The sequence below is a fragment of the Amycolatopsis deserti genome (genome assembly GCF_014653945.1).
GTDB classification, from domain to species: domain Bacteria; phylum Actinomycetota; class Actinomycetes; order Mycobacteriales; family Pseudonocardiaceae; genus Amycolatopsis_E; species Amycolatopsis_E deserti.
This window is the reverse complement of the sequence record NZ_BNAU01000009.1, coordinates 1-24,455: the sequence shown is the minus strand read 5'-3', so window position 1 is coordinate 24,455 and position 24,455 is coordinate 1. Positions and strand designations below refer to the sequence as shown.

The 24,455-nt window shown below is 71.8% G+C and carries 19 protein-coding genes, 1 tRNA gene and 1 pseudogene; 15 read left to right on the top strand and 6 right to left on the bottom strand.

From position 1 onward, the window contains the following. The first annotated feature begins 43 nt into the window (after positions 1 to 43). Complete coding sequence (locus tag IE290_RS31000; protein ID WP_191248283.1) at positions 44 to 1,207, top strand: lactate 2-monooxygenase; 1,164 nt, start codon at positions 44 to 46, stop codon at positions 1,205 to 1,207. Here the strand turns inward: IE290_RS31000 and IE290_RS30995 are convergent, their stop codons facing one another. Then, entirely contained in the window at positions 1,208 to 2,014 is an 807-nt protein-coding gene (locus IE290_RS30995; RefSeq protein WP_191248282.1) for a phosphotransferase family protein, read from the bottom strand. Positions 2,015 to 2,058: 44 nt separating this feature from the next. On the opposite strand from IE290_RS30995, the gene hrpA reads away from it, so the two are divergent. After that, the gene (hrpA, locus tag IE290_RS30990; protein WP_191248281.1) at positions 2,059 to 5,931 is read left to right on the top strand and encodes an ATP-dependent RNA helicase HrpA; all 3,873 of its coding nucleotides are present in this window, start codon (positions 2,059 to 2,061) and stop codon (positions 5,929 to 5,931) included. A 193-nt stretch (positions 5,932 to 6,124) separates the two neighbouring features. Further along, positions 6,125 to 6,232, top strand: a pseudogene (locus IE290_RS30985) (IS481 family transposase); the annotation flags it as partial. On the opposite strand, the gene IE290_RS30980 reads toward IE290_RS30985, so the two are convergent. Then, complete coding sequence (locus IE290_RS30980) at positions 6,233 to 7,891, bottom strand: bifunctional 3'-5' exonuclease/DNA polymerase (protein ID WP_191248280.1); 1,659 nt, start codon at positions 7,889 to 7,891, stop codon at positions 6,233 to 6,235. A 1,453-nt stretch (positions 7,892 to 9,344) separates the two neighbouring features. Here IE290_RS30980 and IE290_RS30975 point away from each other — a divergent pair. The 4 genes from IE290_RS30975 to IE290_RS30960 all read left to right on the top strand — a co-directional run bounded on the left by IE290_RS30975 (position 9,345) and on the right by IE290_RS30960 (position 13,331). Further along, positions 9,345 to 10,973, top strand: a complete 1,629-nt coding sequence (locus tag IE290_RS30975; protein WP_191248279.1) for an acyl-CoA synthetase — start codon at positions 9,345 to 9,347, stop codon at positions 10,971 to 10,973. Positions 10,974 to 10,981: 8 nt separating this feature from the next. After that, positions 10,982 to 12,136 carry an MFS transporter gene (locus IE290_RS30970; protein WP_191248278.1) on the top strand — a complete coding sequence of 385 codons (1,155 nt, stop codon included), beginning with the start codon at positions 10,982 to 10,984 and terminating at the stop codon, positions 12,134 to 12,136. A gap of 199 nt (positions 12,137 to 12,335) precedes the next feature. Further along, positions 12,336 to 12,662, top strand: coding sequence for a hypothetical protein (locus IE290_RS30965; RefSeq protein ID WP_229874830.1), 327 nt, complete (start codon positions 12,336 to 12,338; stop codon positions 12,660 to 12,662). Between the two features lie 393 nt (positions 12,663 to 13,055). Further along, positions 13,056 to 13,331, top strand: a complete 276-nt coding sequence (locus tag IE290_RS30960; protein WP_191248277.1) for a hypothetical protein — start codon at positions 13,056 to 13,058, stop codon at positions 13,329 to 13,331. 39 nt (positions 13,332 to 13,370) lie between these two features. On the opposite strand, the gene IE290_RS30955 is transcribed toward IE290_RS30960, so the two are convergent. Beyond that, complete coding sequence (locus IE290_RS30955) at positions 13,371 to 14,276, bottom strand: hypothetical protein (protein ID WP_191248276.1); 906 nt, start codon at positions 14,274 to 14,276, stop codon at positions 13,371 to 13,373. Between the two features lie 213 nt (positions 14,277 to 14,489). On the opposite strand from IE290_RS30955, the gene IE290_RS30950 reads away from it, so the two are divergent. Both IE290_RS30950 and IE290_RS30945 read left to right on the top strand, forming a co-directional pair. Next, positions 14,490 to 15,653: a S8 family peptidase gene (locus tag IE290_RS30950; protein ID WP_191248275.1), complete on the top strand. Its 1,164-nt coding sequence runs from the start codon at positions 14,490 to 14,492 to the stop codon at positions 15,651 to 15,653. Positions 15,654 to 15,688: 35 nt separating this feature from the next. Next, a complete protein-coding gene (locus tag IE290_RS30945) occupies positions 15,689 to 16,351 on the top strand; it encodes a histidine phosphatase family protein (protein ID WP_191248274.1) in 663 nt (220 codons plus the stop codon). Here IE290_RS30945 and IE290_RS30940 read toward each other — a convergent pair. After that, entirely contained in the window at positions 16,338 to 16,955 is a 618-nt protein-coding gene (locus tag IE290_RS30940) for a TetR/AcrR family transcriptional regulator (protein WP_229874829.1), read from the bottom strand. The two genes, IE290_RS30945 and IE290_RS30940, sit on opposite strands and share 14 nt — an antisense overlap. A gap of 116 nt (positions 16,956 to 17,071) precedes the next feature. On the opposite strand from IE290_RS30940, the gene IE290_RS30935 reads away from it, so the two are divergent. Then, a complete protein-coding gene (locus IE290_RS30935; RefSeq protein WP_191248272.1) occupies positions 17,072 to 18,010 on the top strand; it encodes an MCE family protein in 939 nt (312 codons plus the stop codon). Between the two features lie 775 nt (positions 18,011 to 18,785). On the opposite strand, the gene IE290_RS30930 is transcribed toward IE290_RS30935, so the two are convergent. Beyond that, on the bottom strand, positions 18,786 to 19,835 hold the full coding sequence (locus tag IE290_RS30930; protein WP_191248271.1) for a LacI family DNA-binding transcriptional regulator: 1,050 nt from the start codon (positions 19,833 to 19,835) through the stop codon (positions 18,786 to 18,788). 170 nt (positions 19,836 to 20,005) lie between these two features. On the opposite strand from IE290_RS30930, the gene IE290_RS30925 reads away from it, so the two are divergent. The 5 genes from IE290_RS30925 (at position 20,006) to IE290_RS30905 (ending at position 23,844) form a co-directional block, all read left to right on the top strand. Further along, entirely contained in the window at positions 20,006 to 20,410 is a 405-nt protein-coding gene (locus IE290_RS30925) for a nitroreductase family deazaflavin-dependent oxidoreductase (RefSeq protein ID WP_191248270.1), read from the top strand. 66 nt (positions 20,411 to 20,476) lie between these two features. Beyond that, positions 20,477 to 21,874: a dihydrolipoyl dehydrogenase gene (lpdA, locus tag IE290_RS30920; protein WP_191248269.1), complete on the top strand. Its 1,398-nt coding sequence runs from the start codon at positions 20,477 to 20,479 to the stop codon at positions 21,872 to 21,874. 111 nt (positions 21,875 to 21,985) lie between these two features. After that, positions 21,986 to 22,894, top strand: coding sequence for an NADP-dependent oxidoreductase (locus IE290_RS30915; protein WP_191248268.1), 909 nt, complete (start codon positions 21,986 to 21,988; stop codon positions 22,892 to 22,894). 52 nt (positions 22,895 to 22,946) lie between these two features. After that, a complete protein-coding gene (locus tag IE290_RS30910; protein WP_191248267.1) occupies positions 22,947 to 23,684 on the top strand; it encodes an SDR family oxidoreductase in 738 nt (245 codons plus the stop codon). An 83-nt stretch (positions 23,685 to 23,767) separates the two neighbouring features. Continuing rightward, positions 23,768 to 23,844: transfer RNA gene (locus tag IE290_RS30905), tRNA-Arg, on the top strand. Between the two features lie 165 nt (positions 23,845 to 24,009). Here IE290_RS30905 and IE290_RS30900 read toward each other — a convergent pair. Continuing rightward, a partial coding sequence (locus tag IE290_RS30900; RefSeq protein ID WP_191248266.1) for an MFS transporter occupies positions 24,010 to 24,455 on the bottom strand: 446 nt, incomplete at its 5' end.

Here is a 24,455-nt window from a genome sequence, read left to right as displayed (position 1 = left end):
GGCGGTACGCTGCGGTCTCCGGCGTGTCGACGAGGAGGTTCGCGTGGGCGAGCGGTTCGGTGGCTACCAGAACGAGATCTACCTGCACGGACTCGGCGGGACGAAGCCGCCGTTCACCACCGATCCCACGCGCCTGGCGGAGTCGGCCCGCGCGGTGCTGTCCCCGGAGGCCTACGGCTACGTCGCCGGCGGCGCGGGCTCCGGCGCCACGATGGACGCCAACCGCGCGGCGTTCGACAAGTGGAAGCTCGTGCCGCGCATGCTCACCGACGCGACCGCCCGCACCACGTCGGCCACCGTGCTCGGGTCCGAGCTGCCCGCGCCGGTGCTGCTCGCGCCGGTCGGGGTCCAGTCGATCGTGCACCCGGACGCCGAGCTGGCCACCGCCCGGGCCGCGGCGGCGCTGGGCCTGCCGATGATCCTGTCCACCGCCGCCTCCCGCACGATCGAGGAGGTCGCCGAGGCCTCCGGCGACGGCCCGCGCTGGTTCCAGCTGTACTGGCCCGCCGACTCGGACGTCACCGCGAGCATCCTGACCCGCGCGAAGAAGGCCGGCTACACCACGCTCGTCGTCACGCTCGACACCTGGACACTGGCCTGGCGCCCGCGCGACCTCGACTCCGCCTACCTGCCGTTCCTGCGGGGCGAGGGCCTGGCCACGCCACTGTCCGACCCGGCCTTCCGCGCGCTGCTGGACAAGGCGCCCGAGGACGACATGCCCTCGGCGATCCTGCGGTGGGTGTCGTTGTTCACCGGCACCGACCACAGCTGGGACCAGTTGCCGTTCCTGCGCGAGCACTGGGACGGCCCGATCGTGCTGAAGGGCATCCAGCACGTCGACGACGCGCGGCGCGCGGTGGACGCCGGGATGGACGGCCTCGTGGTGTCCAACCACGGCGGACGGCAGGTCGACGGCGCCATCGGGTCACTGGAGGCGCTGCCGCCGATCGTGACCGCGGTCGGCGACCGCATCGAGGTGCTGTTCGACTCCGGCGTGCGGACCGGCGCGGACATCCTCAAGGCGCTGGCCCTGGGCGCGAAGGCGGTGCTCGTCGGACGGCCCTGGGTGTACGGGCTGGGCCACGCGGGCGAGGACGGCGTGCGGCACGTGCTGCGCAGCCTGCTCGCGGACCTCGACATCAGCCTGGCGCTGACCGGTCACCACTCGATCGCCGAGCTGGGCCCGGAGTCGCTGCAACGGTCCTGATCACGGCGAGCAGCCGCGACGCCAGCGGCTCCTGGGGCGGGCGGGCAGCAAGTCCGCCAGCGCGAACAGATCCAGCGCCCGCGCGGCGTCCCGCCAGCCCGCGGGCCGCGGGCCGTAGCCGTCGAGTACCCCTTCGGTGAACGGGGTGTCGCCGAACCGCAGGACGTTGCCGAGGTCGGTGAGCGGGCTGCCGCTGTGCGCGAATTCCCAGTCCAGCACGGTGACCCGCCAGCCGTCGCCGGTGCGGGCGGCGATCAGGTTCTTCGGGTTGAAGTCGGAGTGCACCAGGCGCGCCTCCCCGGCGGGCACCAGCGGCGCCCACGCCCCGGCCCGGTCGAGGAGCCCGCGCTCGTCGGCCGCGGTTAGCGGCCAGCCGGGGTGCCGCCGGGACAGGCAGTCGCGCACGAACCCGGTGAGGTCGCCCGGCATCGGGCCCAGCCGCAGCTCCCCGTCGAGGAACCAGCCCGGCGCCGGGAACCGCACCGCGCCGATCCGCGCGAGCGCGTGCCCGGCCGCGAGACCCAGCTCGCGGGCCCGGGCGTCGGGAAGCTCCGCCAGCAGCACCTCGACGCTGGTGCCAGGCACGAACGCGGTCACCGCCGCGTCTTGCGTGACGGCGATCACCTCGGGCGCGATCCCGGGCACCAGCCGGGCCAGCGCGGCCTCGACCCCGGGCCGTCCGCCCGTCTTGAGCACGTACCGGTCCTCCAGCGACCACACGGTTCCCCGGTACCCGCCGGACAGCGGGCGACGGCGCAGCCCGTCCAGGCCCAGCTCGCGGAGCCACTCCAGGTGTGGTGCGGGCATATTCGCAGGCTAGCCGGATCGCGCGGAGCTATCCTGGAGGCCGTATGTCTACGCGATCCCCCCTCGAAGACCTCCGGGCCCGGCTGCCCGGCCTGATGCTGCGCGACGAGCACCGGTTGCGCCGCCGGCTCGACGGTGCCCGCCGGGCCCGTGACAAGGACCGCGTCGCGCGGGAGATCGCCGCCGACATCGAGGCCGCCGAGGCCCGGGTGCGGCGCCGCCGCGCGCCGGAGATCCGCTACCCCGACGAGCTGCCGGTCAGCCAGCGCAAGGACGACATCGCCGCCGCGATCCGCGACAACCAGGTCGTGATCGTCGCCGGCGAGACCGGCTCGGGCAAGACCACCCAGCTGCCGAAGATCTGCCTCGAACTCGGCCTGGGCGTGCGCGGCCAGATCGGGCACACCCAGCCCCGCCGGCTGGCCGCCCGCACCGTCGCCGAGCGCATCGCCGAGGAGCTGAAGACCGAGCTGGGCAGCACGGTCGGCTACAAGGTGCGCTTCACCGACTCCTCGGGCGACGACACCATGGTCAAGCTGATGACCGACGGCATCCTGCTCGCCGAAATCCAGAGCGACCGGATGTTGCGCCGCTACGACACGCTCATCATCGACGAGGCCCACGAGCGCAGCCTCAACATCGACTTCATCCTCGGCTACCTCAAGCAGCTCCTGCCGAAGCGGCCCGACCTCAAGGTGATCATCACCTCCGCGACCATCGACCCGGAGCGCTTCTCCAAGCACTTCGGCGACGCGCCGATCGTCGAGGTGTCCGGCCGTACCTACCCGGTCGAGGTCCGCTACCGCCCGATCGTCGACCCGGACGACCCGGCGTCGGAGGACCGCGACCAGGTCACCGCCATCGCCGACGCGGTCGAGGAGCTGTGCGCCGAGGGCCCGGGCGACATCCTCGTGTTCCTCTCCGGCGAGCGGGAGATCCGCGACACCGCCGACGCGCTGAACCGGATGGACCTCCGCAACACCGAGGTGCTCCCGCTCTACGCACGGCTGTCCGCGGCCGACCAGCACCGCGTGTTCAGCCGCCACACCGGCCGCCGGATCGTGCTCGCCACCAACGTCGCCGAGACGTCGCTGACCGTCCCGGGCATCAAGTACGTCATCGACCCGGGCACCGCGCGCATCTCCCGCTACAGCCACCGCACGAAGGTGCAGCGCCTGCCGATCGAACCGGTGTCGCAGGCCTCGGCCAATCAGCGCAAGGGCCGCTGCGGCCGCACCTCCGACGGTATCTGCATCCGGCTCTACAGCGAAGAGGATTTCCTGTCCCGGCCCGAGTTCACCGACCCGGAGATCCTGCGCACCAACCTCGCGTCGGTCATCCTGCAGATGACCTCGCTCGGCCTCGGCGACCTGGCCGCGTTCCCGTTCGTCGACCCGCCGGACCGCCGCCAGGTCACCGCCGGAGTCCAGCTGCTGCAGGAACTCGGCGCGCTGGAGGAGTCCGCCAAGGAGCGGCGGCTCACCGAGATCGGCCGTCAGCTCGCGCAACTGCCGGTCGACCCGCGGCTGGGCCGGATGGTGCTGGAGGGCGCGCGCACCGGGTGCGTGCGCGAGGTGATGATCATCGCCGCCGCGCTGTCCATCCAGGACCCGCGCGAACGTCCCGCGGACAAGCAGGACGCCGCGGCCCAGCAGCACGCCAGGTTCGCCGACAAGTCCTCGGACTTCCTGGCCTACCTCAACCTGTGGGAGTACCTGCGGGAGCTGCAGAAGACGCTGTCCAACAGCCAGTTCCGCAAGCGCTGCAAGGCGGAGTACCTGAACTACCTGCGCGTGCGGGAGTGGCAGGACATCTACAGCCAGCTGCGGCAGCTCGCCAAACCGCTGGGCGTCACGCTCAACTCCGAGCCGGCCGACCCGCAGCGCGTGCACACCGCGCTGATCGCCGGGCTGCTGTCGCACATCGGGCTCAAGGACCCGGAGAAGGGTGACTACCTCGGCGCCCGCGGCACGCGGTTCGCGATCTTCCCCGGCTCGGCGCTGTTCAAGAAGCAGCCGCGCTGGGTGATGTCGGCGGAGCTGGTCGAGACCTCGAAGCTGTGGGGCCGGGTCAACGCGCGCATCGAGCCGGAGTGGATCGAGCCGCTGGCCGGGCACGTCGTCAAGCGCACGTACTCCGAGCCGCACTGGGAGCGCAAGCGGGGCGCGGTGATGGCGTCCGAGCGGGTGACGCTGTACGGGGTGCCGCTGGTCGTCGGCCGCAAGGTCAACTACGGGCGGATCGACCCCGAACTGTCGCGAGAGCTGTTCATCCGGCGGGCGCTGGTGGACGGCGACTGGGACACCGACCACCAGTTCTTCAAGGCGAACCGGGCGCTGCTCGACGAGGTCGAGGACCTGGAGAACCGGGCCCGCCGCCGCGACCTCATGGTCGACGACGAGACGCTGTTCGAGTTCTACGACCAGCGGGTCGGCGAGGAGGTCGTCTCCGCGCGGCACTTCGACAGCTGGTGGAAGAAGGTCCGCGCCACGCAGCCGGACCTGCTCAACTTCGAAAAGGCCATGCTGCTCAACGAGGCCGCGGAGCAGGTGTCCGAATCGGACTACCCGGACACCTGGACGCAGGGCTCGCTGCGGTTCCCGCTGACCTACCAGTTCGAGCCGGGCGCCGACGCCGACGGTGTCACCGTGCACATCCCGGTCGCGGTGCTCAACCAGGTCACGCCGGACGGGTTCGACTGGCAGGTGCCGGGGTTGCGCGAGGAGCTGGTGACCGCGTTGATCAAGTCGCTGCCCAAGCAGCTGCGGCGCAACTTCGTGCCGGCGCCGGACACCGCTGCGGCGGTCCTGTCCCGGGTCGGTCCCGCCGACGGCCCGCTGCTCGACGTGCTGGCCCGCGAGCTGGAGGCGTTGCGCGGCGTGGCGGTGCCGCCGGACGCGTGGCAGCTCGACGCGGTGCCCGACCACTTGCGGATGACGTTCCGGGTGGTGAACGACAAGCGCCGCAAGCTCGCCGAGGGCAAGGACCTGGCGGTGCTGAAGGAGGAGCTGAGCGGCGAGGTGCGGGCGACGATCTCGGCGGCCGCGGACAGCATCGAGCGGGCCGGGCTGACCACGCCCGCGTTCGGGGAGCTGCCGCGCGTGTTCGCCGGGAAGCGGCGCGGGCACCAGGTCAAGGCGTACCCGGCGCTGGTCGACGAGGGCGACACGGTGGCCGTGCGGATGCTGGACACGCCGGTGCAGCAGCGGCAGCGGATGTGGCAGGGCACGCGGAAACTGTTGCGGCTCAACCTGCCTTCGCCGATGAAGTTCATCAACCGTGCGCTGACCAACCAGGCGAAGCTGGCGCTGAGCCGCAACCCGCACGGCAGCGTGGCGGCGCTGCTGGAGGACTGCGTGGACTGCGCGGTGGACAAGCTGATGACCGACAACGGCGGCCCGGCGTGGGACGAGGCCGGGTTCGGGGTCCTGCTGGAGAAGGTGCGCGGTGCGCTGAACCCGACGGTGCTCGACGTGCTCACCGAGGTGGAGAAGATCCTGAAGGCCGCCAACGAGGCCGAGGTCGCGCTGGAGGGCGCTCGTGGTCCGACGGAGTCGCTGGCCGACATGCGGCAGCAGTTGTCGCGGCTGGTGTACCCGGGTTTCGTGACCGGCACCGGGTTCGACCGGTTGCCGCATCTGGTGCGGTACCTGCGCGGGATCGGGCGGCGGCTGGAGAAGCTGCCGTCGATGGGCGCCAAGGACGTCGAGCTGCTGCGTGACGTGGAGTGGGTGACGGGCGAGTATGAGGCAGCCGTCGCGGCGCTCCCGCCCGGCGTGGCGCCGGGGCCGGAGCTGCTCGAGGTGCGGTGGATGATCGAGGAGCTGCGGGTGAGCTTCTTCGCGCAGACCCTGGGGACGGCGCATCCGGTGTCGTTGAAGCGGGTGATCCGGGCGCTGGACAAGGCCGCCGCTTAGCTGTCGGCCCATGGTCGTTGTTGACCAACCGGCGGTCTTGGCGCACCTGCAAAACCTCCCGCTGCACGTCCGCGCAAGCGCGGATGGGCGAGGTGTGCGGGCGACTCGAGCGATCGGCCAGCGCGGCCTGGCCCTCCTCTTGCCGAGCTTCACCCCGACGAAACCGCCGCCACCTGCGCCGCCTTCCTCCGCCGCGCTACCCGACTTCCTCCACCACTACAACCACCACCGAGCTCACACCGCACTCAGCGGCCAACCACCCATCACCCGCGTCGACAACCTCACTGGGTACTACACTTAGCTACTTGGCGTCGGCGTAGGTGTCCACTGTGGCCGGTTGCATGGGGAAGTGCACGGGGCAGGCGGGGCCGAACGTGAGCGCGGCCGCCTCGGGGACGGCGTCGCCGATGGCGGCCTCGACCTGCGGCGCCAGGTCCTCCGGGGTGTGCACGATGACCTCGTCGTGCTGGAAGAACACCAGGTGCGCGGGCGCGGGCAACTTGCGGCGCAGGGTGGCGAGCAGCACCGCGGTGAAGTCCGCCGCGCTGGCCTGGACGACGAAGTTGCGGGTGAAGCGGCCCCAGTTGCGGGCCGCCTGGCGGGCGCGGGTCTCGTCCTCGTTCGCGCCGCCGGTGAGGGCGCGCCACGCTTCGCTCGGCGCGGGGGAGACCCGGCCGAGCCTCGAGCGGACGCGCTCACCGCGTTCCCCGGCCTGGGCGGCGCGCTCCACATAGGACACCGCGTCCGGGAAGCGTTGCCGCAGCAGGGCGAGCAGTGACGCGGCTTCGCCTGCCGTGCCGCCGTACATCGCGGACAGCATGGCGATCTTGGCGCGGGGCCGGCCCTCCGCGGTGGTCATCGTGCCGGCGAACATGGCTTCGGACAGGCGGGCGTACAGGTCGGTGGAGGCGGAGGCCTCGGCCAGGCGGCGGTCGCCGGACAGGGCGGCCAGCACGCGGGGTTCGAGCTGGGCGGCGTCGGCCACCACGAGTTTCCAGCCGGGGTCGGCTTTCACGCACACGCGCAGGGTCTTGGGGATTTGCAGGGCTCCGCCGCCGCTGCTGGCCCAGCGTCCGGAGACGACGCCGCCGACCACCCATTCCGGCCGGAACCGCCCGTCGGTGACCCATTCGTCGAGCCACACCCAGCCGTTGGCGGAGTGCAGCCGGGAGAGTTCGCGGTACTCGATGAGCAGGGGGACGGCGGGGTGGTCGATGTCGCGCAGGACGTGCGCGCGTGCCGAGGGGATGGAGATGCCTTCGCGGCCGAAGGCGCGGACGATGGTCTGCGGGCTGTCCGGGTTGACGGGTTTGCCCCCGAAGGCTTCGGTGATGCGCGCCGCCAGCTCGACGAGCTTCTTGGGCCGTTGACCGGCCGGCACGCGGGGGCCGAGCAGCTCGGTCAGGAGGGCGTCGTGCACGTCGGCGCGCCACGGCAACCCGTCGGCCCGCATCTCCTCGGCGACGAGCGCGCTGGCCGACTCCGCCGCCACGAGGAGCCGGAAGCGCTCGGGGTGCTCGACGTGGCGGATGCGGCGCTCCTGATCGGCGAGGACCGCCGCGGCTGCGTCGGCGACGCTGGTGCCGGGCGGGAGGCCGGAGGCGCGGGTCTCGAAGAGGGCGGGCTGGGCGTCGGCGTGGGTGGGCACGTCCGGCGGCGGTTCCTGACCGTGGAGCCGAGCCCAGGCCGCGGGCAGCGCCTTGGGCTGACCAGCTCTTCCTTCCGCGGCGAGGAGGAGACCTTCGGTGAGGGCGAGGTCGTGGCAGCGGTTGAGGCGGAGGTTCGCGCGCAGGAGGAGCGGGTAGAGCTGGGGGACCGAGTGGAAGACCCAGCGTGGTGCGTGGGTGCGCTCCAGCTCGGCCAGGCGGTGGGCGAGCTGGTTCTCGGAAACCCGCTGTTGGCCTGCGGGCGTCGATATGACGAAGCTACGGTCCTCCTCCCGCGTGACGATCGCCTGCACGCGTCCATTGTGCGCCGGGGGGCTGACATTTTCGGGTGGGTTTGTTTTCGGAGGCGGAGCGGGTCTTGCTGCCGAAAGCGATCCGCTCCGGGTCGTTGGTGGGCTCACCGTGGTGGCGCGTGATTCACCGCCCGTGGGGCGGGCTCTTCGCCGTGCCGGGTGCGGGTTCAAAGATCAAAGGATGTCCTCGCCGGACGGGCAGGCTCCGGGATGACGGGGTGACGTTGTCGGCTCGCCTTGGGTGGGTGGTCGCTGTGCGGTCATCCCGTCGCCTGCCGGTTTGGGTGTATCACTTTGAGCCAGGCCCGCAAGGTCGCGTTGTCGGCTGCCAGTGGGTGCCCTGGGTTGCGGGCCTGGCTCAAAGTGATGGTTCTGATCCCAGGCGACGGGATGACCACCCAGCTCGGGTCGGGGTCAAAGATCAAGGGCGCGCAGCACGTGCGCTGCGCTGTCGCGCTACCCAGCACGTGCGGTGCGCGCCGCCGCGCGGCCCAGCACTGCGGCGTGCACCGCCGGGCGGCCGCGCCCGCTTGGGTGCCTCGGTCGCGTGCTGCGTGTCCGGCCCCCGCGCCAGGCGCCAGCCCGCCGGCTTGCGCGCTCCGCGTCGCACGACCGCATGCGGCGCCCGGGTTACCGACCGCTGCTGGTGCTGCGCTGCCGCACTACCTCGCGCGGCGCAGCCGCGCCCGTCCCCGCTACCGCCTGCGCTACCGCGCGCCGCGCCAGCGCACTGCGCCGCGCCCTCTCGCACTCTCGCGGTGCGCCCGCCCGTGCCATTCGTGTGTTGCTGCGCCTGCCGCGCGCTGCGCCAGGTTGCCATCCGCGTAGCCGCCGCGCCGCGCTGCGCCCGGCCGCGCTCCCGCGCCCGCCCATTGCTGCCGCCCTGCGCGCCAGCGCACTGCGCCGCGCGCCCGCGCTTCCGCGCGCTACCGTGCTGGTGCCGCGCTCCCGCCGCTGCGCCACCGCCGCGCTGCGCCACGCCCGCACTGTGCCGTGCCGTGCTCCCGCGCTGCGCTCTCCCGCGCCCCGCTCCGTGCTCCCGCGCTGCACCGCGCTTCCCCGCTGCGCTCTCCCGCGCGCTGCCGCCCTCCCGCCCTCCCGCGCGCTGCCGCGGTCCCGCGCGCTGCCGCGCTCCCGGCCGCGCTTCCACGCCCTGCCGCGCTGCCCCGCCCGGCCGCGCTGCCCCGCCCGGCCGCGCTGCCCCGCGCTGCGGCGCCGCGGTCCGCGTGCCCGCGACGCCGCGCCCGCGCACTGCGCCGCGCTCCCGCGTGCCGCGCCCGCCCGCGCTTCCTCGCTACGCCGCGCTACGCGCCCCCCACCCCTGCGCACCAACCATCCCATTTGCCCGTTTCACCCGTTCCACCCCGCACCCTGGCGCGCCCCCGCAACCTTCGGCTACTGTCCAGTAACCACACATACTCCCAGTACGGTCGGCCCAATGGAGGTGCTGTCCATGCGAATTCCGCCCCGCTTGTCCGTGCTCCCCGGCAAGGTGGCGGAGACCGCCCGCGGCGTGGAGGTCATGTGGCGCGCCGGGCTCGTCCCGTTTCCCCGTCTGGACGAGGGCCTGCGCAGCGTGATCGCGACTCGCAAGGTCGGTCCGTTCGCCGCCGCGGCGCAGACTTCCGCCCGGCGCGATCCGAACGCCATCGGGCTGGTCGACGAGCTGGGGCCGCTCACCTTCCGCGAGCTCGACCTGCGCTCCAACGCCCTGGCCCGCGCCTGGGCGGACCGCGGCGTGCGGCCGGGCACCGTCATCGCGGCGTTGTGCCGCGACCACCGCGGCCTCGTGACGGTCATGATCGCCGCCGGCAAGGTCGGCGCGCGCCTCCTGCTGATGAACACCGGCTTCGCGAAACCGCAGCTCACCGACGTCGCCGCGCGCGAGAAGGTCCAGGTGCTCGTCCACGACCAGGAGTTCACCGACCTGCTCTCCGGCATCCCGGACACCGTCGACCGCTACCTGGCCTGGGTGGACGACCCCGACCCGGCCGGCCGCGTCCCCGTCCTCGACGAGCTGATCGCCAGCACCGACGACCGCCCGCTACCCCCGCCACCCCAGCGCGGCGGGTTCGTGCTGCTCACCAGCGGCACCACCGGCACCCCGAAGGGCGCCCCGCGCGAGCGGACCTCCGTGCTGGCCACCGTCCAGTTCCTCGACCGCATCCCGCTGCGCGCCGGCGAGGCCACGTTCCTCGGCGCCCCGATCTTCCACGGCACCGGCATCTCGCAGTTCATCCTGTCGTTCGCGCTCGGCTGCAAGGTCGTGCTGCGCCGCCGGTTCGACCCCGAAGCCACCCTGAAGGGCGTCGCCGACCACGGGTGCACCGCGCTGGTCCTCGTGCCGACCATGCTGCAGCGCATCGTCGACCTCGGGCCGGACATCCTGGGCAAGTACGACACGTCGTCGCTGCGGATCATCTTCGTCGCGGGCTCGGCGCTCTCGCCCGACCTGGGCAACCGCGCCACCCAGGCGTTCGGCGACGTGATCTACAACCTCTACGGCTCCACCGAGGTCGCGGTCGCCACCGTCGCCACCCCCGAGGACTGGCGCAAGGCCCCCGGCACCGTCGGCCGCCCGCCCGTCACCTGCAAGGTCCAGCTGTACGACGAGCAGGGCAACCGCATCACCGAGCCGCACGTGACCGGCCGCGTGTTCGTCGGCAGCGGCCTGTCCTTCGAGGGCTACACCGACGGCCGCCACAAGGAGATCATCGACGGCCTGCTCTCCACCGGCGACGTCGGCCACTTCGACGAGGACGGCCTGCTGTTCATCGACGGCCGCGACGACGAGATGATCGTCTCCGGCGGCGAGAACGTGTTCCCGGTCGAGGTGGAGAACCTGCTGGTCGAGCACCCGGACGTACTGGAGGCCGCCGTCATCGGCGTCCCGGACGACGACTTCGGCCAGCGCCTCAAGGCGATCGTGGTGACGAAGCCGGACTCCACGCTCGACGCCGACGCGATCCGCGAGTACGTCAAGGGCAACCTGGCCCGCTACAAGGTGCCGCGCGACGTGGAGTTCGTGCCGGAACTGCCGCGCAACGCCACCGGAAAGGTCCTGCGCAACAAGCTGAGCTGAGGTGCGCCGTGGAGGAGACCCGCCTCCGCCGCGCACTCGTCGGGTTGTGCGGCACCCAGGTGATCAGCTGGGGCGCGCTCTACTACGCGCTGCCGGTCGCCACCGCGCCGATCGCGGGCACCACCGGGTGGACACCGAGCACGATCACGCTGGCGTTCTCGGCCGGTCTCCTCGTCGCGGCCGCCGCCGGGATCCCGCTCGGCCGCTTGATCGACCGCTACGGGCCGCGGCTGGTGATGACCGCCGGGTCGGCGGTCGCCGCCGTCGCGCTCGTGCTGGTGGCCACGGCGCAGAACCGCCCGCTGTTCTTCCTCGCCTGGGTGGTCGTCGGCGTGGCGCAGGCGATGCAGCTGTATCCGCCGGCGTTCGCGGCGATCACCATCTGGTACGGCGACCGCCGGGCCCGCCCGCTGACGATCGTGACGCTGGTCGGGGGCCTGGCGAGCACCGTGTTCGCGCCGCTCACCGCGCTGCTGGTCGACCAGGTCGGCTGGCGCGCGAGCTACCTCGTCTACGCCGCGGTTTTCGTCGTGGTCAACCTGCCAGTCCACTGGCTGCTGCTCACCCCCGCCTGGCCGGACCACCGCACGCGTCCCATGGCCACGCCGGTCCGTCACGTGACCCGCTCGGCCCGGTTCCGGCTGCTGCAGACGGCGATGACACTCGCCGCTCTCGGCTTGTACGCGTCGGCGATCGTGATGGTGCCGCTGTTCGTGGAACGGGGCCTGAGCCACGCGCTCGCCGCGGTCGCACTCGGGCTGGTCGGCGCCGGCCAGGTCCTCGGGCGGCTCGTGTTCGCCGCCGTGCCGCGCAGCAGCGCACCCGCCTGGCGCACGACCGGCGTCCTCGCCGCGAGCTGCGCCGCGCTCGTCCTGCTCGCGTTGCTGCCCGGGCCCGCGGGCGCGTTGCTGGTGGTCGCGGTGATCCTCGGCATGGCCCGCGGCGCCTTCACGCTCGTGCAGGCCACGGCCGTCGCCGACCGGTGGCTGACGGCCCGGTTCGGGGCGCTCAACGGGCTGTTCAACGCCCCGATCACCGCGGCGACGGCCATCGCGCCCGGTGGAGCCATCGTGCTCGCCGAGCGCGCCGGCGGGTACGCCACGGCCCTGATCCTGCTCGCGGGGCTCGCCGGGATCGCCGCCGTCCTGGCGACCCTCACCTGAACGAGTGGCCGCCGGTCTACCGAGACGAGCCGTTCGGCGACGCACGTCGGCCGGTGGGCGCTGACGCTCGGCGATTTCGTGACGGTGCCGAGCCGTTTCTGCACGATGAGTGATGTCGCGCCGCACCGCGACAGAGCGCGGCCCCCTGCTGCCACAGGGAGCCGCGTAGGTGTCGACCATCCGGAGAGGAAGGATCAACGTGCCCACCGTACAACCGCCGGCCGAGCACCGGCCGGAACGGCACCGGATCGTGCTCGACGGGTCGTTCTACGCCGTCGAGCCCGCCCCCGCCGACGAGCCGCCGCCGGTACGTCCCGTCCTGGACCGCGCCGTCGCGAAATGCGCCCGCGTGTGGCGGGTGGTCCTGCTCGGCCTGACGGCCGTGTCCGCGCTGGCGATGATCGCGTTCGCCCTGATGAAGGCCGTTCCGTCCACGGCGCTGTGCATGCTGGCGCTGGTCGTGGTGAAGATCGCCGATCACATAGCGGAGCCCGGGGGCCGACGAGCGGTCGATCATGAACGGTGAGCTGCCGAGCGCGTGTGAAGTTCCGGCGTGCACGGCCGACACCAACGGGCGAATCGCCATCCGAACGAGTGGAGTGGTTCCGGTAGCTAGCACACTGTGACTCTTGATCTTGCCTGTCCCGCTGTTTGGCTCACCTGAACGAATTGCCCGTCGCCCGGAGCGGCCCGGCCGGTCTACCCTGCGCCGTTCGGCGACCGGGAAGAGCCGATCGTCGCTCCGTTCGAGAACTGACGCGCGAGTAACAGAACGGTTTCTGCACTATGGCCTTGTCGCGGTATACCGCGATATGGAGCGCGGCCCCCTGCTGCAACAGGGAGCCGCGCGTTTTGTCAGTGGCACAACCCATGCAAAGGAGGCACTGAGGTGCCCACGTTACAACCGGAGACTCCGGGAATGCCAGACGAGCCTTCGCCGGATCGGGGTGAGATCGCGCCGGAGGTGTTCAGCACGCGGGGCGAGGACCCGGTCTGGGAGTTCGTGGAGCGGACGCTCGAGGGGCCCGCGCTGTTCTGGCGCGTCGTCGTCCTCGGGTTCCTGTGCGCGGCCGCGCTGGCGATGATCGCGTTCGCCCTGGCGAAGGCGATCCAGCCGGCCGTGCTGTGCATGCTGGCGCTCGTGCTGGTGAAGGTCGCCGACCAGGTCACCAGCCGCCGGCTCGAGTCGGCGTGAAGGCGGGGCCGGCCATGGCGCGAGCCGTGGCCGGCCCGGTCACTCCCAGGAAATGCCGAACACGCCGGGCCCGTAGTCGAGCGCCACGGCGTGCACCCCGCCCGCGGTGTCCAGGTGCAGTTCCCGCCGTTCCTCGGTCTCCGCGTTGCCCCGGCGCGCGTACTGCCAGCACCCGCGCAGCGCGTCGGCCTCGTCGAAGCGGATCTCCAGCAGGTACTCGCGGATGGGGCGGCGGAACTCGCGGTAGTAGGTGTTCTCGCAGTCCGGGTACGGCGGCCCGCTGTTGGTCAGCGTGTATTCGATCAGGCAGGTCTCGCCGCGGTGGATCGGGCGGTCGAACAGCAGCTCGGCGACCGTGAGGCCGTGCTCGGGATCGATCTCGACCCGCCCGCTGCGGCAGTTGCGCAGCTGGTGCAGCGTCGGCGCGGGCGCGCCGCCGTGGTCGTACACCAGGATCCACCGGTCCTGCTGGTCGGCGGTGGCCTGGAACACCGACCGCGTGGTCAGCGAGCGCTGCCGTCCGCCGGCCGCGATCTCGCACCGGTCGTGCAGGTTGAGCAGGTTGAGCCGGTGCTGCTGCTCGAGCGCGTGCGGCGCGCCGACCCGCTCCAGCAGGATCCGCAGCGCCTCCATCGGGAACTTGACGACCCCGTCCGCCTGCCGCCGCGACGGCAGCCCGCGCGGGCGCGGCGGCGGGAGCAGGGACAGCAGCTCACCGCGCTGCAGGCCGAGGACGTCCTCGAGCACCCGCACCGCCGAGATCGAGCTCTGCCGCTCGGGCTGCCGCTTGCCGGACTGCCAGTAGCTCAGGGCCGTGACGCTGATCGGCACGCCGCTGGCCTGCAGGCGGGCCTGGATGCGATCGAGACTGAGCCCACTGCGGGCGATCGCGGACCGGAGTCTCCTGGCGAACGGGCTCGGCACCGCGCGCTCGGACGTGGACACCTGTTACCACCTGGAAATCGACTTCGCCACCGCCGATGGTAGCAGTCAGTGACTTCTACTCGTCCGAGAAGGACGATCAACGCCTCATCCCTTCGAGTGGTTGATACCTGCCCCGATCGGGTGAGTACTGGTAACTGTGAATCATTGCCCCGCTCCGGCCCCCGGGATTGCATGAGAACGCACCACCCGGTCGGGGAGAGGAGACGGTGGCTCATGCGCAAGCGCGTGATGTGGTCCGGACTCGCGGCGGCGCTGGTCGCCACGACGGTCTGGGCCGGGCCCGCCCAGGCGCGGGAAGGCCGGATCCTCGAGGCCGGCACCCCCGGCTCAGTCGCGGACAGCTACCTCGTCGTCCTCAAGCAGAACGCCACCTCGCGGGCCGACGACCTGACCAGTCGCTACGGCGGCGCGCCCACCCGCACCTTCAGCGCCGCGCTGAAGGGCTTTTCGGTCCGCGCGACCGAAACCCAGGCCAAGCGGCTCGCGGCCAACCCCGACGTCGCCTACGTCGTGCAGAACCACGTCCTGCACATCACCGACGTCCAGCCGAACCCGCCGTCCTGGGGGCTGGACCGCATCGACCAGGCGGACCTGCCACTCGACTCGTCCTACCGCTACGACACCCCGGCGGACACCGTGACCGCCTACGTCATCGACACCGGCGTGCGCGCGAGCCACGAGACCTTCGGCGGCCGCGTGACCGGCGGCAAGGATTTCATCGACAACGACGACGACGCCACCGACGAGCACGGGCACGGCACGCACGTCGCCGGCACCATCGGCGGCAGCGAGTACGGCGTCGCCAAGGGCGTGACGATCGTCCCGGTGCGGGTGCTCGACGCGCAGGGCAGCGGCACCACCGACCAGGTCGTCGCCGGCATCGACTGGGTGGCGCAGACCGCGAGCGGCCCGTCCGTGGCGAACATGAGCCTCGGCGGCAGCGCCGACACCGTCCTCGACGACGCCGTCCGCGGCGCGATCGCCAAGGGCGTCACCTTCGCCATCGCCGCCGGCAACGACGGTGCCGACGCCGGCAACGACTCCCCGGCGCGCGTCACCGAGGCGATCACCGTCGCGGCCAGCGACCGCACCGACCGGCAGGCGAGCTTCTCCAACTACGGCAGCGTCGTCGACCTCTACGCGCCCGGCGTGAACATCACCTCGTCGTGGGGCACCGGCGACAGCGCGACCAACACGATCAGCGGCACCTCGATGGCGACCCCGCACGTGGCCGGCGCCGCGGCCCTCTACCTGGCCGGACACCCGGACGCGACCCCGGCGCAGGTGGCGGGCGCCCTGATCGCCTCCGCCACCCCGGACAAGATCGTTAACGCAACCTCGGGCACGCCCAACCGTCTCCTCAACACCGCTGGCTAGGCTGCGGCGGGGCACGGCGAGCGAAAGGACGGCCGATGGGCGCCATCCACCTGATCCGGCACGGTCAGGCCTCTTTCGGCGCGGCCGACTACGACCGGCTGTCCAGCACCGGCATCGAGCAGGGCGCGGTGGTCGGCGCCGAGCTGCTGCGCCGCAAGATCCGCGTCACCGAGGGCCGGACCGGGTCGATGGCCCGTCAGCGCGCCACCGCGGAGATCGTCCTGGACTGGCTCGGGGCGGGCGCCTCGGCCAAGGAGGATCCGCGCTGGAACGAGTACGACCACGTCGACATCGTCGCCCGGCACGGCGGCGGCGCGCTGCAGGACGCCAGCGACCCGCGTGGCTACCAGGAGGTGCTGGACTCCTCGCTCGCCGCGTGGGTCCGCGCCGGGAACGACAGCCCGTGCGCGGAGACCTGGCCGCGGTTCGCCGAGCGGGTGCGCGAGGCGCTGGCCGACCTGGTCGGCGTGCTGCGCAAGGGCGAGAGCGCGGTCGTGTTCACCTCGGGCGGGGTGATCGGCACGCTGGCCGGGCACCTGCTCGGCGACCCGGCGATGGGGTTGCTGCGGCTCAACCGGGTGACGGTGAACTGCGGGATCACCAAGCTGGTGTCCGGGCGCGGCGGGGTCACGCTCGTGTCGTTCAACGACCACGCGCACTTCGAGGGCCGCGCCGCCCGCCTGCTCACGTATCGGTGACCGTGGGGAACACCTCCTCGATCAGCGTCACCAGCGAGCGCGACAGCAGCGTGTGCACCTGGTCGCGGTCGAGGTCGCCGCGCAGCAGCCACTCGCGGCCGGCGGCCTTGACCATGCCGCCGTAGGCGCGGATCAGCGCGTTGCAGGCCTCGGAGTGCGCGGGGTCGACCTTCACGCCCAGCGCTTCCAGCACGCGGGCGGCCGAGCGCCGTTCGGCCTCGACGAGGATTTCCTCGACCTCGGGGTCGCTGCCCAGGCCATCCGGGGCAGTGGCCACCAGCCAGGTCTTGCCCTGTTTGGTGACGAGGGTGAGGAACCAGTCGACCGCGACGCGGGCCTTCTCCTCGAGCGGGCCGTCGGTGACGATGTCCAGCGCCGCGGTCGGGATCGTCATCGTACGGCGCAGCACCGAGAGGTACAGCTGGCGCTTGGTGCCGAAGTAGTGGTTGATCAGCCCGCGGGCGACGCCCGCCGCCGCCGCGATGTCCGATGTGGACACCTCGGCGTACGGGCGTTCGCCGAAGAGCCGGGCGGCGCAGGCGAAGATCTGCTCCCTGCGCTGGTCCGGTTCGAGTCTCCGCCACCGGGGCTCGGAGTCCGTCATGGGCGACATGCTGGCACGGGTCACCCGACGGAGTTGTTCTTTTCCGACATGTCGGCGAATACGTCATTCGATCGGAGGCACGTGTTAAGAGCGTAACCCGGTGGAAGGGGCCGCGCATGCGTGATCGGGATCCTGTCGGTATTGGAATTGCCGGGCTCGTGGTGCTGGTGCTGGCCTTGGTCGCGGCGGCGAATGCGGACTCGCTGCCGATCATCGGGGCGGGGATTGCGTACGAGGCGGAATTCAGCGAAGCGGCGGGGCTCGCGGTCGACGACGAGGTGCGGGTGGCCGGCGTGAAGGTCGGCAAGGTCGTGGATGTCGGGCTGGACGGTGGGTCCGTGCGGGTCAGGTTCAAGGTCGAGGACACCTGGCTGGGTGATCGGACGACGGCGGCGATCAAGATCAAGACGCTGCTGGGGCAGAAGTACCTGGCGCTGGACCCGCTCGGCGCGGCGCCGCTGGAGGACGTGATCCCGCGGGAGCGGACGGTGGCGCCCTACGACGTGCTGGACGCGTTCCGGGACCTGTCGACGACGGTTCGTTCGCTGGACACGGAGGGGCTGGCGCGGTCGTTCGAGGTGCTGGCGGAGGCGCTGCCCGGCGGGCCCACGGTGCGGGGCGCGTTGTCCGGTTTGACGCAGCTGTCGGAGACGATCGCGTCGCGGAACGCGGCGTTGTCGAGGCTGCTGGCGAACACGGCGGCGGTGTCGCGAACACTGTCGGACCGGGACTCCGCGCTGGTGCGGTTGCTGTCGGACGGAAACCTGGTGCTGGCCGAGGTGGCGGCCCGCACCCAGGCGATTTCGACGTTGCTGGCCGGGGCGCGGGAGTTGTCGCGGCAGGTGCGGGGGATGGTCGATGACAACGATGTCGCGTTGCGCGCGGTGCTGGGTTCGCTGGACCAGCTGACCGGCATGTTGCAGCGCAATCAGGAGTCGCTGGCCACGGGCGTCGCACGGCTCGCGCCGCTGATCCGCTACGCCACGAATGCCACGGGGCACGGGCATTGGGGGGACACGTACGTGTGCCTGCCGGTGGTGTCGGCCTGCTATTGAGCGCGGCGGGTTGTTGGGCTGGTGACGGTCCACTCGGGCGCTGGCTGGTGGTTCGCTCGCTGCAGCGGGTGGTCCTCCCGCGCTACCGCGGACGGCGCTGCCGTGCCGCCGCGAGTGGCGCTGCCGTGCTGCCGCGAGTGGTCGTTTCGTACGCCCGTGACTGGACCACTCGCGCTGCCGCGGGTGGCCCCTTCGTGAGCTCGCAGACGGTCCTCTCGTGCTGCCGCGAGTGGTCCTCTCGCGCGACGGTGACTAGCCCCCTCATGCGGCGATGAGTGGTCCTCTCGCATGGTCACGTGCGGTTGGTCCTCTCGTGCGGCGATGAGTGGCCCACTAGCGTGGCTGCGACTGGCCCTCTCGCGCGAGGGCGAGCGACTGGCCCTCTCGTGCGCCTACGAGTGGTCCTTCTCGTGCCGCTGTGTGTGGCCCTGTCGTGCGGCGGTGACTGGCCCTTTCGTGGGGTCGCGAGTGGTCCTCTCGTGCGGGGGTGGGCGACTGGGCCTCTCGTGCGCCTGCGACTGGTCCATCTCGTGCCGGTGCCAGTCGCCCCGTCGTGCGGGGGTGGGCGACTGGGCCTCTCGTGCGCCTACGAGTGGTTCTTCTCGTGCCGGTGCGAGTGGCCCTGTCGTGCGGCGGTGACTGGCCTTTTCGTGACGGCGCGAGTGGCCCTCTCGCGCCGTCGCGAGTGGCCCTCTCGTGCCCCGAAGCCGGCCACCGAAGCCCACCCCGAAGCCCACCCTCGAAGCCTGCCGCCGCAGACCCCGCAGCCCAGCCCCTACCCCCGCCGCCGGCGGCGGGGCTTCGCCGTGCTCTCGCGGACCAGCACCTCCCCCGACAGCCGCCGGACGCGGCCCCGGCCGGCGCCCCCGCTCTCGTCCAGGGCCAGCTCCAGCGCCTCCGCCCCGATGCGCTCCAGCGGCAACGACACCGTCGTCAACCCGGGCACGAAATCCCGCACCAGCGGCACGTCGTCGAAGCCGGTGACCGAAACATCCTCCGGCACCGACAGTCCCGCCGCCCGCAGTGCGCTCACCGCCCCGACCGCCATCACGTCCGAAGCAGCCAGCACGCACGTCGCCTTGTGTTTCGCCGAAAGGAGGGCCCTCGTCGCGTCGTAGCCGCCGTCCCGGTCGAACGAACCGGCGAACACGTCCCGATCGGACAGTTCGACCCCGAGCCCGGCCAGCCCCTCCCGGAACCCGGCCACCCGATCGGCCACTGTGGTCAGCTGCGGCGGCCCCGTCACCACCGCGAACCGCCGGTGGCCCAGCCGGTGCATCGCCTCGACCAGCGCCCGCGCACCGCCCCGGTTGTCCGGCGCGATCGTGTCCGCCTTGAGCGACCGGTGCCGCGTCACGACGGCCACCCGCCCGCCCCCGCGCCGGTAGGGCTCCAGCTCGGCCGCCATCCGCCGCTCCCACGCCCGGTCCTCGAACGCCGAACCGGTCAGCAGGATCGCCGACGCCCGCTGCGCCCGCAGCGTCGACACGCACGCCAGCTCCCGATCCGGATCAGCGAACGTCCCGGCCAGCATCACGAGCAGGCCGTGGCTGTCGGCCACCCGCATCACCCCACGGGTGATCGCCGCGAAGTACGGGTCGCTGATGTCGTGGCAGATCACCCCCACCGTCCGGCGCGACCCGCCGGCGAGAGCCTGCGCGTGCGCGTTGGGCGTGTAGGCCAGCTCCGCGGCGGCGGACAGGACCCGCTCCCGCAGGTCGTCGCGCACTCTGGTGGTGCCGTTGAGCGCACGCGACGCCGTCGCGAGCGAGACCTCGGCGGTCCTCGCCACGTCCTCGAGCGTCACGTGCTGCCGGTCGCTCATCGTTCCTCCCGCGGTCGGCGTTGGGCCGAATTCTAGGTCGGTTTCCGGCTTTTGCCTGGTCAGGACCACCCGAGCGAGTGGGGATCACCGAAAGTGACCCCGGAAATACCCCCGCGCCCCCGCGCGTTGCGAAATCACGGAGAAGTCCGCCGAAACGAAAGGACCCCCGCATGCTCTACGGCGACGAACACGTACGGCGCTACGAGGAAACCGATGGTGAAGTCGGTCACGACTGGGAGAAGGGCGCCCCGATCCTGATCCTCACCACCGTCGGCCGCAAGTCCGGTCAGGAGCGCAAGTTCGCCCTGATCTACCAGGAGCACGAGGGCGACTACGTGATCGTCGCGTCCAAGGGCGGCGCGCCCCAGCACCCCGGCTGGTACCTCAACCTGCAGGCCAACCCCGAGGTCAAGGTGCAGGTCAAGGCCGACAAGTTCACCGCCAAGGCCCGCACCGCGACCGACGAGGAGCGCGAGGTGCTCTGGCCGAAGATGGCGAAGGTGTGGCCGGCTTACGACGACTACCAGCGCAAGACCGACCGCAAGATCCCCGTCGTGATCCTCGAGCGCGCCTGATCAGGGGCCGGTCGTGGGTCCGAGCACCCACGACCGGCTCTCCCGCGAGGGCATAGGGTGGCGGGTATGAGTGCGCATTTCGACGTTGTGGTGCTGGGTGCCGGGCCCGGCGGGTATGTCGCGGCGATCCGGGCTTCGCAGCTCGGCCTGAAGACGGCGATCGTCGAGGAGAAGTACTGGGGCGGCGTGTGCCTGAACGTCGGGTGCATCCCGTCGAAGGCGCTGCTGCGCAACGCGGAGCTCGCCCACCTGGTCACCAAGGAGGCCAAGACCTTCGGGATCAGCTCGGACGGGCCGATCACCTTCGACTACGGCGCCGCGTTCGACCGCAGCCGCTCGGTCGCCGACGGCCGCGTCAAGGGCGTGCACTTCCTGATGAAGAAGAACAACATTCAGGAATTCACCGGGCGCGGCAAGTTCACCGACGCGCACACCATCGAGGTCACCGGTGAGAACGGCACCGAGACCGTCACCTTCGACCACTGCATCATCGCCGCCGGCGCCACCACCAAGCTGCTGCCGGGCACGCAGCTGTCCGAGCGCGTGGTGACCTACGAGGAGCAGATCCTCTCCCGCGAGCTGCCGGGCAGCATCATCATCGCCGGTGCCGGCGCGATCGGCGTCGAGTTCGCCTACGTCATGCACAACTACGGCGTGGACGTGACGATCGTCGAGTTCCTGGACCGCATGGTGCCGCTGGAGGACGCGGACGTGTCCAAGGAGCTGGCCAAGCGCTACAAGAAGCTCGGCATCAAGGTCCTGACCGGCACCAAGGTCGAGAGCATCGACGACAGCGGCGCCAAGGTCAAGGTCACCGTGTCCAGCAACGGCAGCCAGCAGACGCTGGAGGCCGACAAGGTCCTGCAGGCGATCGGCTTCCAGCCGCGCGTCGAGGGCTACGGGCTGGAGAACACCGGCGTCGAGCTGACCGAGCGCCGCGCCATCGCGGTCGACGGGCGCTGCCGCACGAACGTGCCGCACATCTTCGCGATCGGTGACGTCACCGCGAAGCTGATGCTCGCCCACGCGGCGGAGTCGATGGGCATCGTGGCGGCCGAGACGATCGGCGGTGCGGAGACCATGGAGCTGGACTACACCATGATCCCGCGCGCGACGTACTGCCAGCCGCAGGTCGCGAGCTTCGGCCTGACCGAGGCGCAGGCGCGCGAGCAGGGCTACGACGTGCAGGTCGCCAAGTTCCCGTTCACGGCCAACGGCAAGGCGCACGGCCTCGCCGACGCGGGCGGTTTCGTCAAGATCCTGTCCGACGGCAAGTACGGCGAGCTGCTCGGCGCGCACCTGATCGGGCCGGACGTGACGGAGCTGCTGCCGGAGCTGACGCTGGCGCAGCAGTGGGACCTGACGGTGCACGAGGTGGCCCGGAACGTGCACGCGCACCCGACCCTCGGCGAGGCGGTCAAGGAGGCCATCCACGGCCTCGCCGGACACATGATCAACTTCTGATCCACGATCGGGCTCCCCGCGTCCACCGGGCGCGGGGAGCTTTTTCGTTGACCTCCAGTTAACTGGAGGTGCCACCGTTGATCTCGCAGGCCGAGATCGAGGAGGCACTTCATGAAGGCAGCGGCGTTCACCGAGCCCGGTGGTCCCGAGGTTCTGCGCACCATGGACCTCCCGGACCCCCAGGCGGGCCCGGGACAGGTCCGGGTCCGCGTGCGGGCGGCGGGTGTCCAGCCGTTCGACGCGGCGGTCCGGGCCGGCTGGGAGCCGCCGTACGCGACGGGGCTGACCTGGCCGCGGATCCCCGGCAACGAGTTCGCCGGCGTGGTCGACCAGGTCGGGGACGGGGCGGCGTGGTCGGTGGGTGACGAGGTACTCGGCTACAACGTGCTCGGCTGCTACGCCGAGTTCGTGGTGGTCGGGGAGGACCAGATCACTTCGAAGCCCGCGGGTATGCCGTGGACCGTCGCGGGCGGGTTCACCGCCGGGACGCAGACCGCGTACATGGCGTTGCGGCAGCTCGAGGTCGGCGAGGGCGACACGGTGCTGATCCACGCGGCGGCGGGTTCGGTCGGTACCGCGGCGGTGCAGCTGGCGCGGCGGTGGGGTGCGACCGTGATCGGCACCGCGAGCGAGGCGAACCAGGACTACGTGCGCTCGCTCGGGGCGACGCCGGTCGTCTACGGCGAGGGTCTGGAGGACCGGCTGCGAACGCTCGCACCCGGTGGAGTGCACGCGGTCCTGGACGGCGCGGGTGGTCCGGCGCTCGATCTTTCACTCGCCCTGGTGAAGGAGCGGCGTCGCGTGGTCACCCTGGTGGACCACGGCCGGGCGGAGTCGCTGGGCGTGCAGCTGGTGCGCGGGCAGCGGTCGGCCGAGCGGCTGGCCGAGGTGGCCGGCATGTACGCCCGGGGCGAGCTGAGCTTCCTGGTGCGGCGGACGTACGCCTTGGATGAGGCCGCCGAGGCGCACCGGGAGATCGAGACCGGGCACGGACGTGGCAAGGTCGTGTTGACTGTGTAGGCGAACGGCCTGGCTGTGGTTCGGCTGGGGCCGGTGCTGGCGGGAGGTGCGCATGGGTGGGGTCGCCGTCGTGACGGGTGCGGGTTCCGGCATCGGCCGGGACGTGGCGCGGGGGCTGCTGGACGCCGGCTACCGCGTCGCGCTGGCCGGCCGCAGAGCCGACGCCCTGGCGGAGACCGCCGCCGGCGCGCCGGACGCCCTGGTGCACCCGGCCGACGTCACCGACCCCGCCCAGGTCAGCGCCCTGTTCGAAGCCGTGACGGACCGCTGGGGCCGGGTCGACGTGCTGTTCAACAACGCCGGCACGTTCGGCCCGGCCGGCGATCCGGACGAGATCCCGGTCGAGGCGTGGCAGCACACCGTGGCGGTGAACCTGACCGGCGCGTTCCTGTGCGCCCGCGAGGCGTTCCGGATCATGAAGCACCAGGACCCGCGCGGCGGCCGCATCATCAACAACGGCTCCATCTCGGCGCACACCCCGCGCCCCGGCAGCGCGGCCTACACGGCGACGAAGCACGCCATCACCGGCCTGACGAAGTCGCTGTCGCTGGACGGGCGCCCGTACGACATCGCGTGTGGCCAAATCGACATCGGCAACGCGGCGACGGAGATGACCGCGGGCATCGCGCGGGGCGCCCGCCAGGCCGACGGCCGTGAACTGCCCGAACCCACGTTCGACGCGAGACACGTCGCGGAGGCCGTGCGGTACATGGCGGACCTCCCGCTCACGGCGAACGTGCAGTTCATGACGGTGACGGCGACGAAGATGCCGTTCATCGGCCGAGGTTGAAACGTTCCCCCGCCGTCCGGCGATAGGGGAAGTGACGTTGACTAAACTGCAGGTCAGGACGGCCTGCGGGTCGTCGGCGCCAGGCCCTCGTAGCTCAGCCGGATAGAGCAAGAGCCTTCTAATCTCTAGGTCGCAGGTTCGAGTCCTGCCGGGGGCACCACAAGCATGGGACCAGGGTCGTCCCGGCGCCTGGTCCGCCCCGCCGTCGACGGCTGATCGGTCGCCGGGCCAGTTCACGCGAGGACGAGCCGCGGCGCGGGAACGGCCGGCGAGCGGTTCGCCGCTCGCCGGCCGTTCCAGTCTCGGGTGGGACAGTCGTCGGGCTTCAGAGGCTGCTCACCTCCTGCTTGGGCGCTTCCGTGCGGATCGTGGCGAGTGCGAGGAAGCCGCCGAGGATGGCGAGGGCGGCGGCGCCGAGGAAGGCGGCGGAGAAGCCGTTGGTGAGGGCGATGGTGTTGCCGAGTTCGCCGGCGCCGGAGGTGAGGGCGAGTGCGGTCATCGCGGCCAGGCCGAGGGCGGAGCCGATTTGGTAGGCGGTGTTGACGATGCCGGAGGCGAGTCCGTCTTCCTCGGGTTTGGCGCTGGAGAGGGCCATGCCCAGGGAGGGGATGAACGCCAGCGCCTGCCCGAGGGCGGCCACCAGCGAGGCGGGTAGCACGTCGATCACGAAGGATCCGGTGGGGCGGGCGAAGGACAGCCACACCAGGCCCGCGGCCAGTGCCCACAGCCCGGCCACGATCAGGTTCTTGGAGCCGAACCGGGCGATCAGGC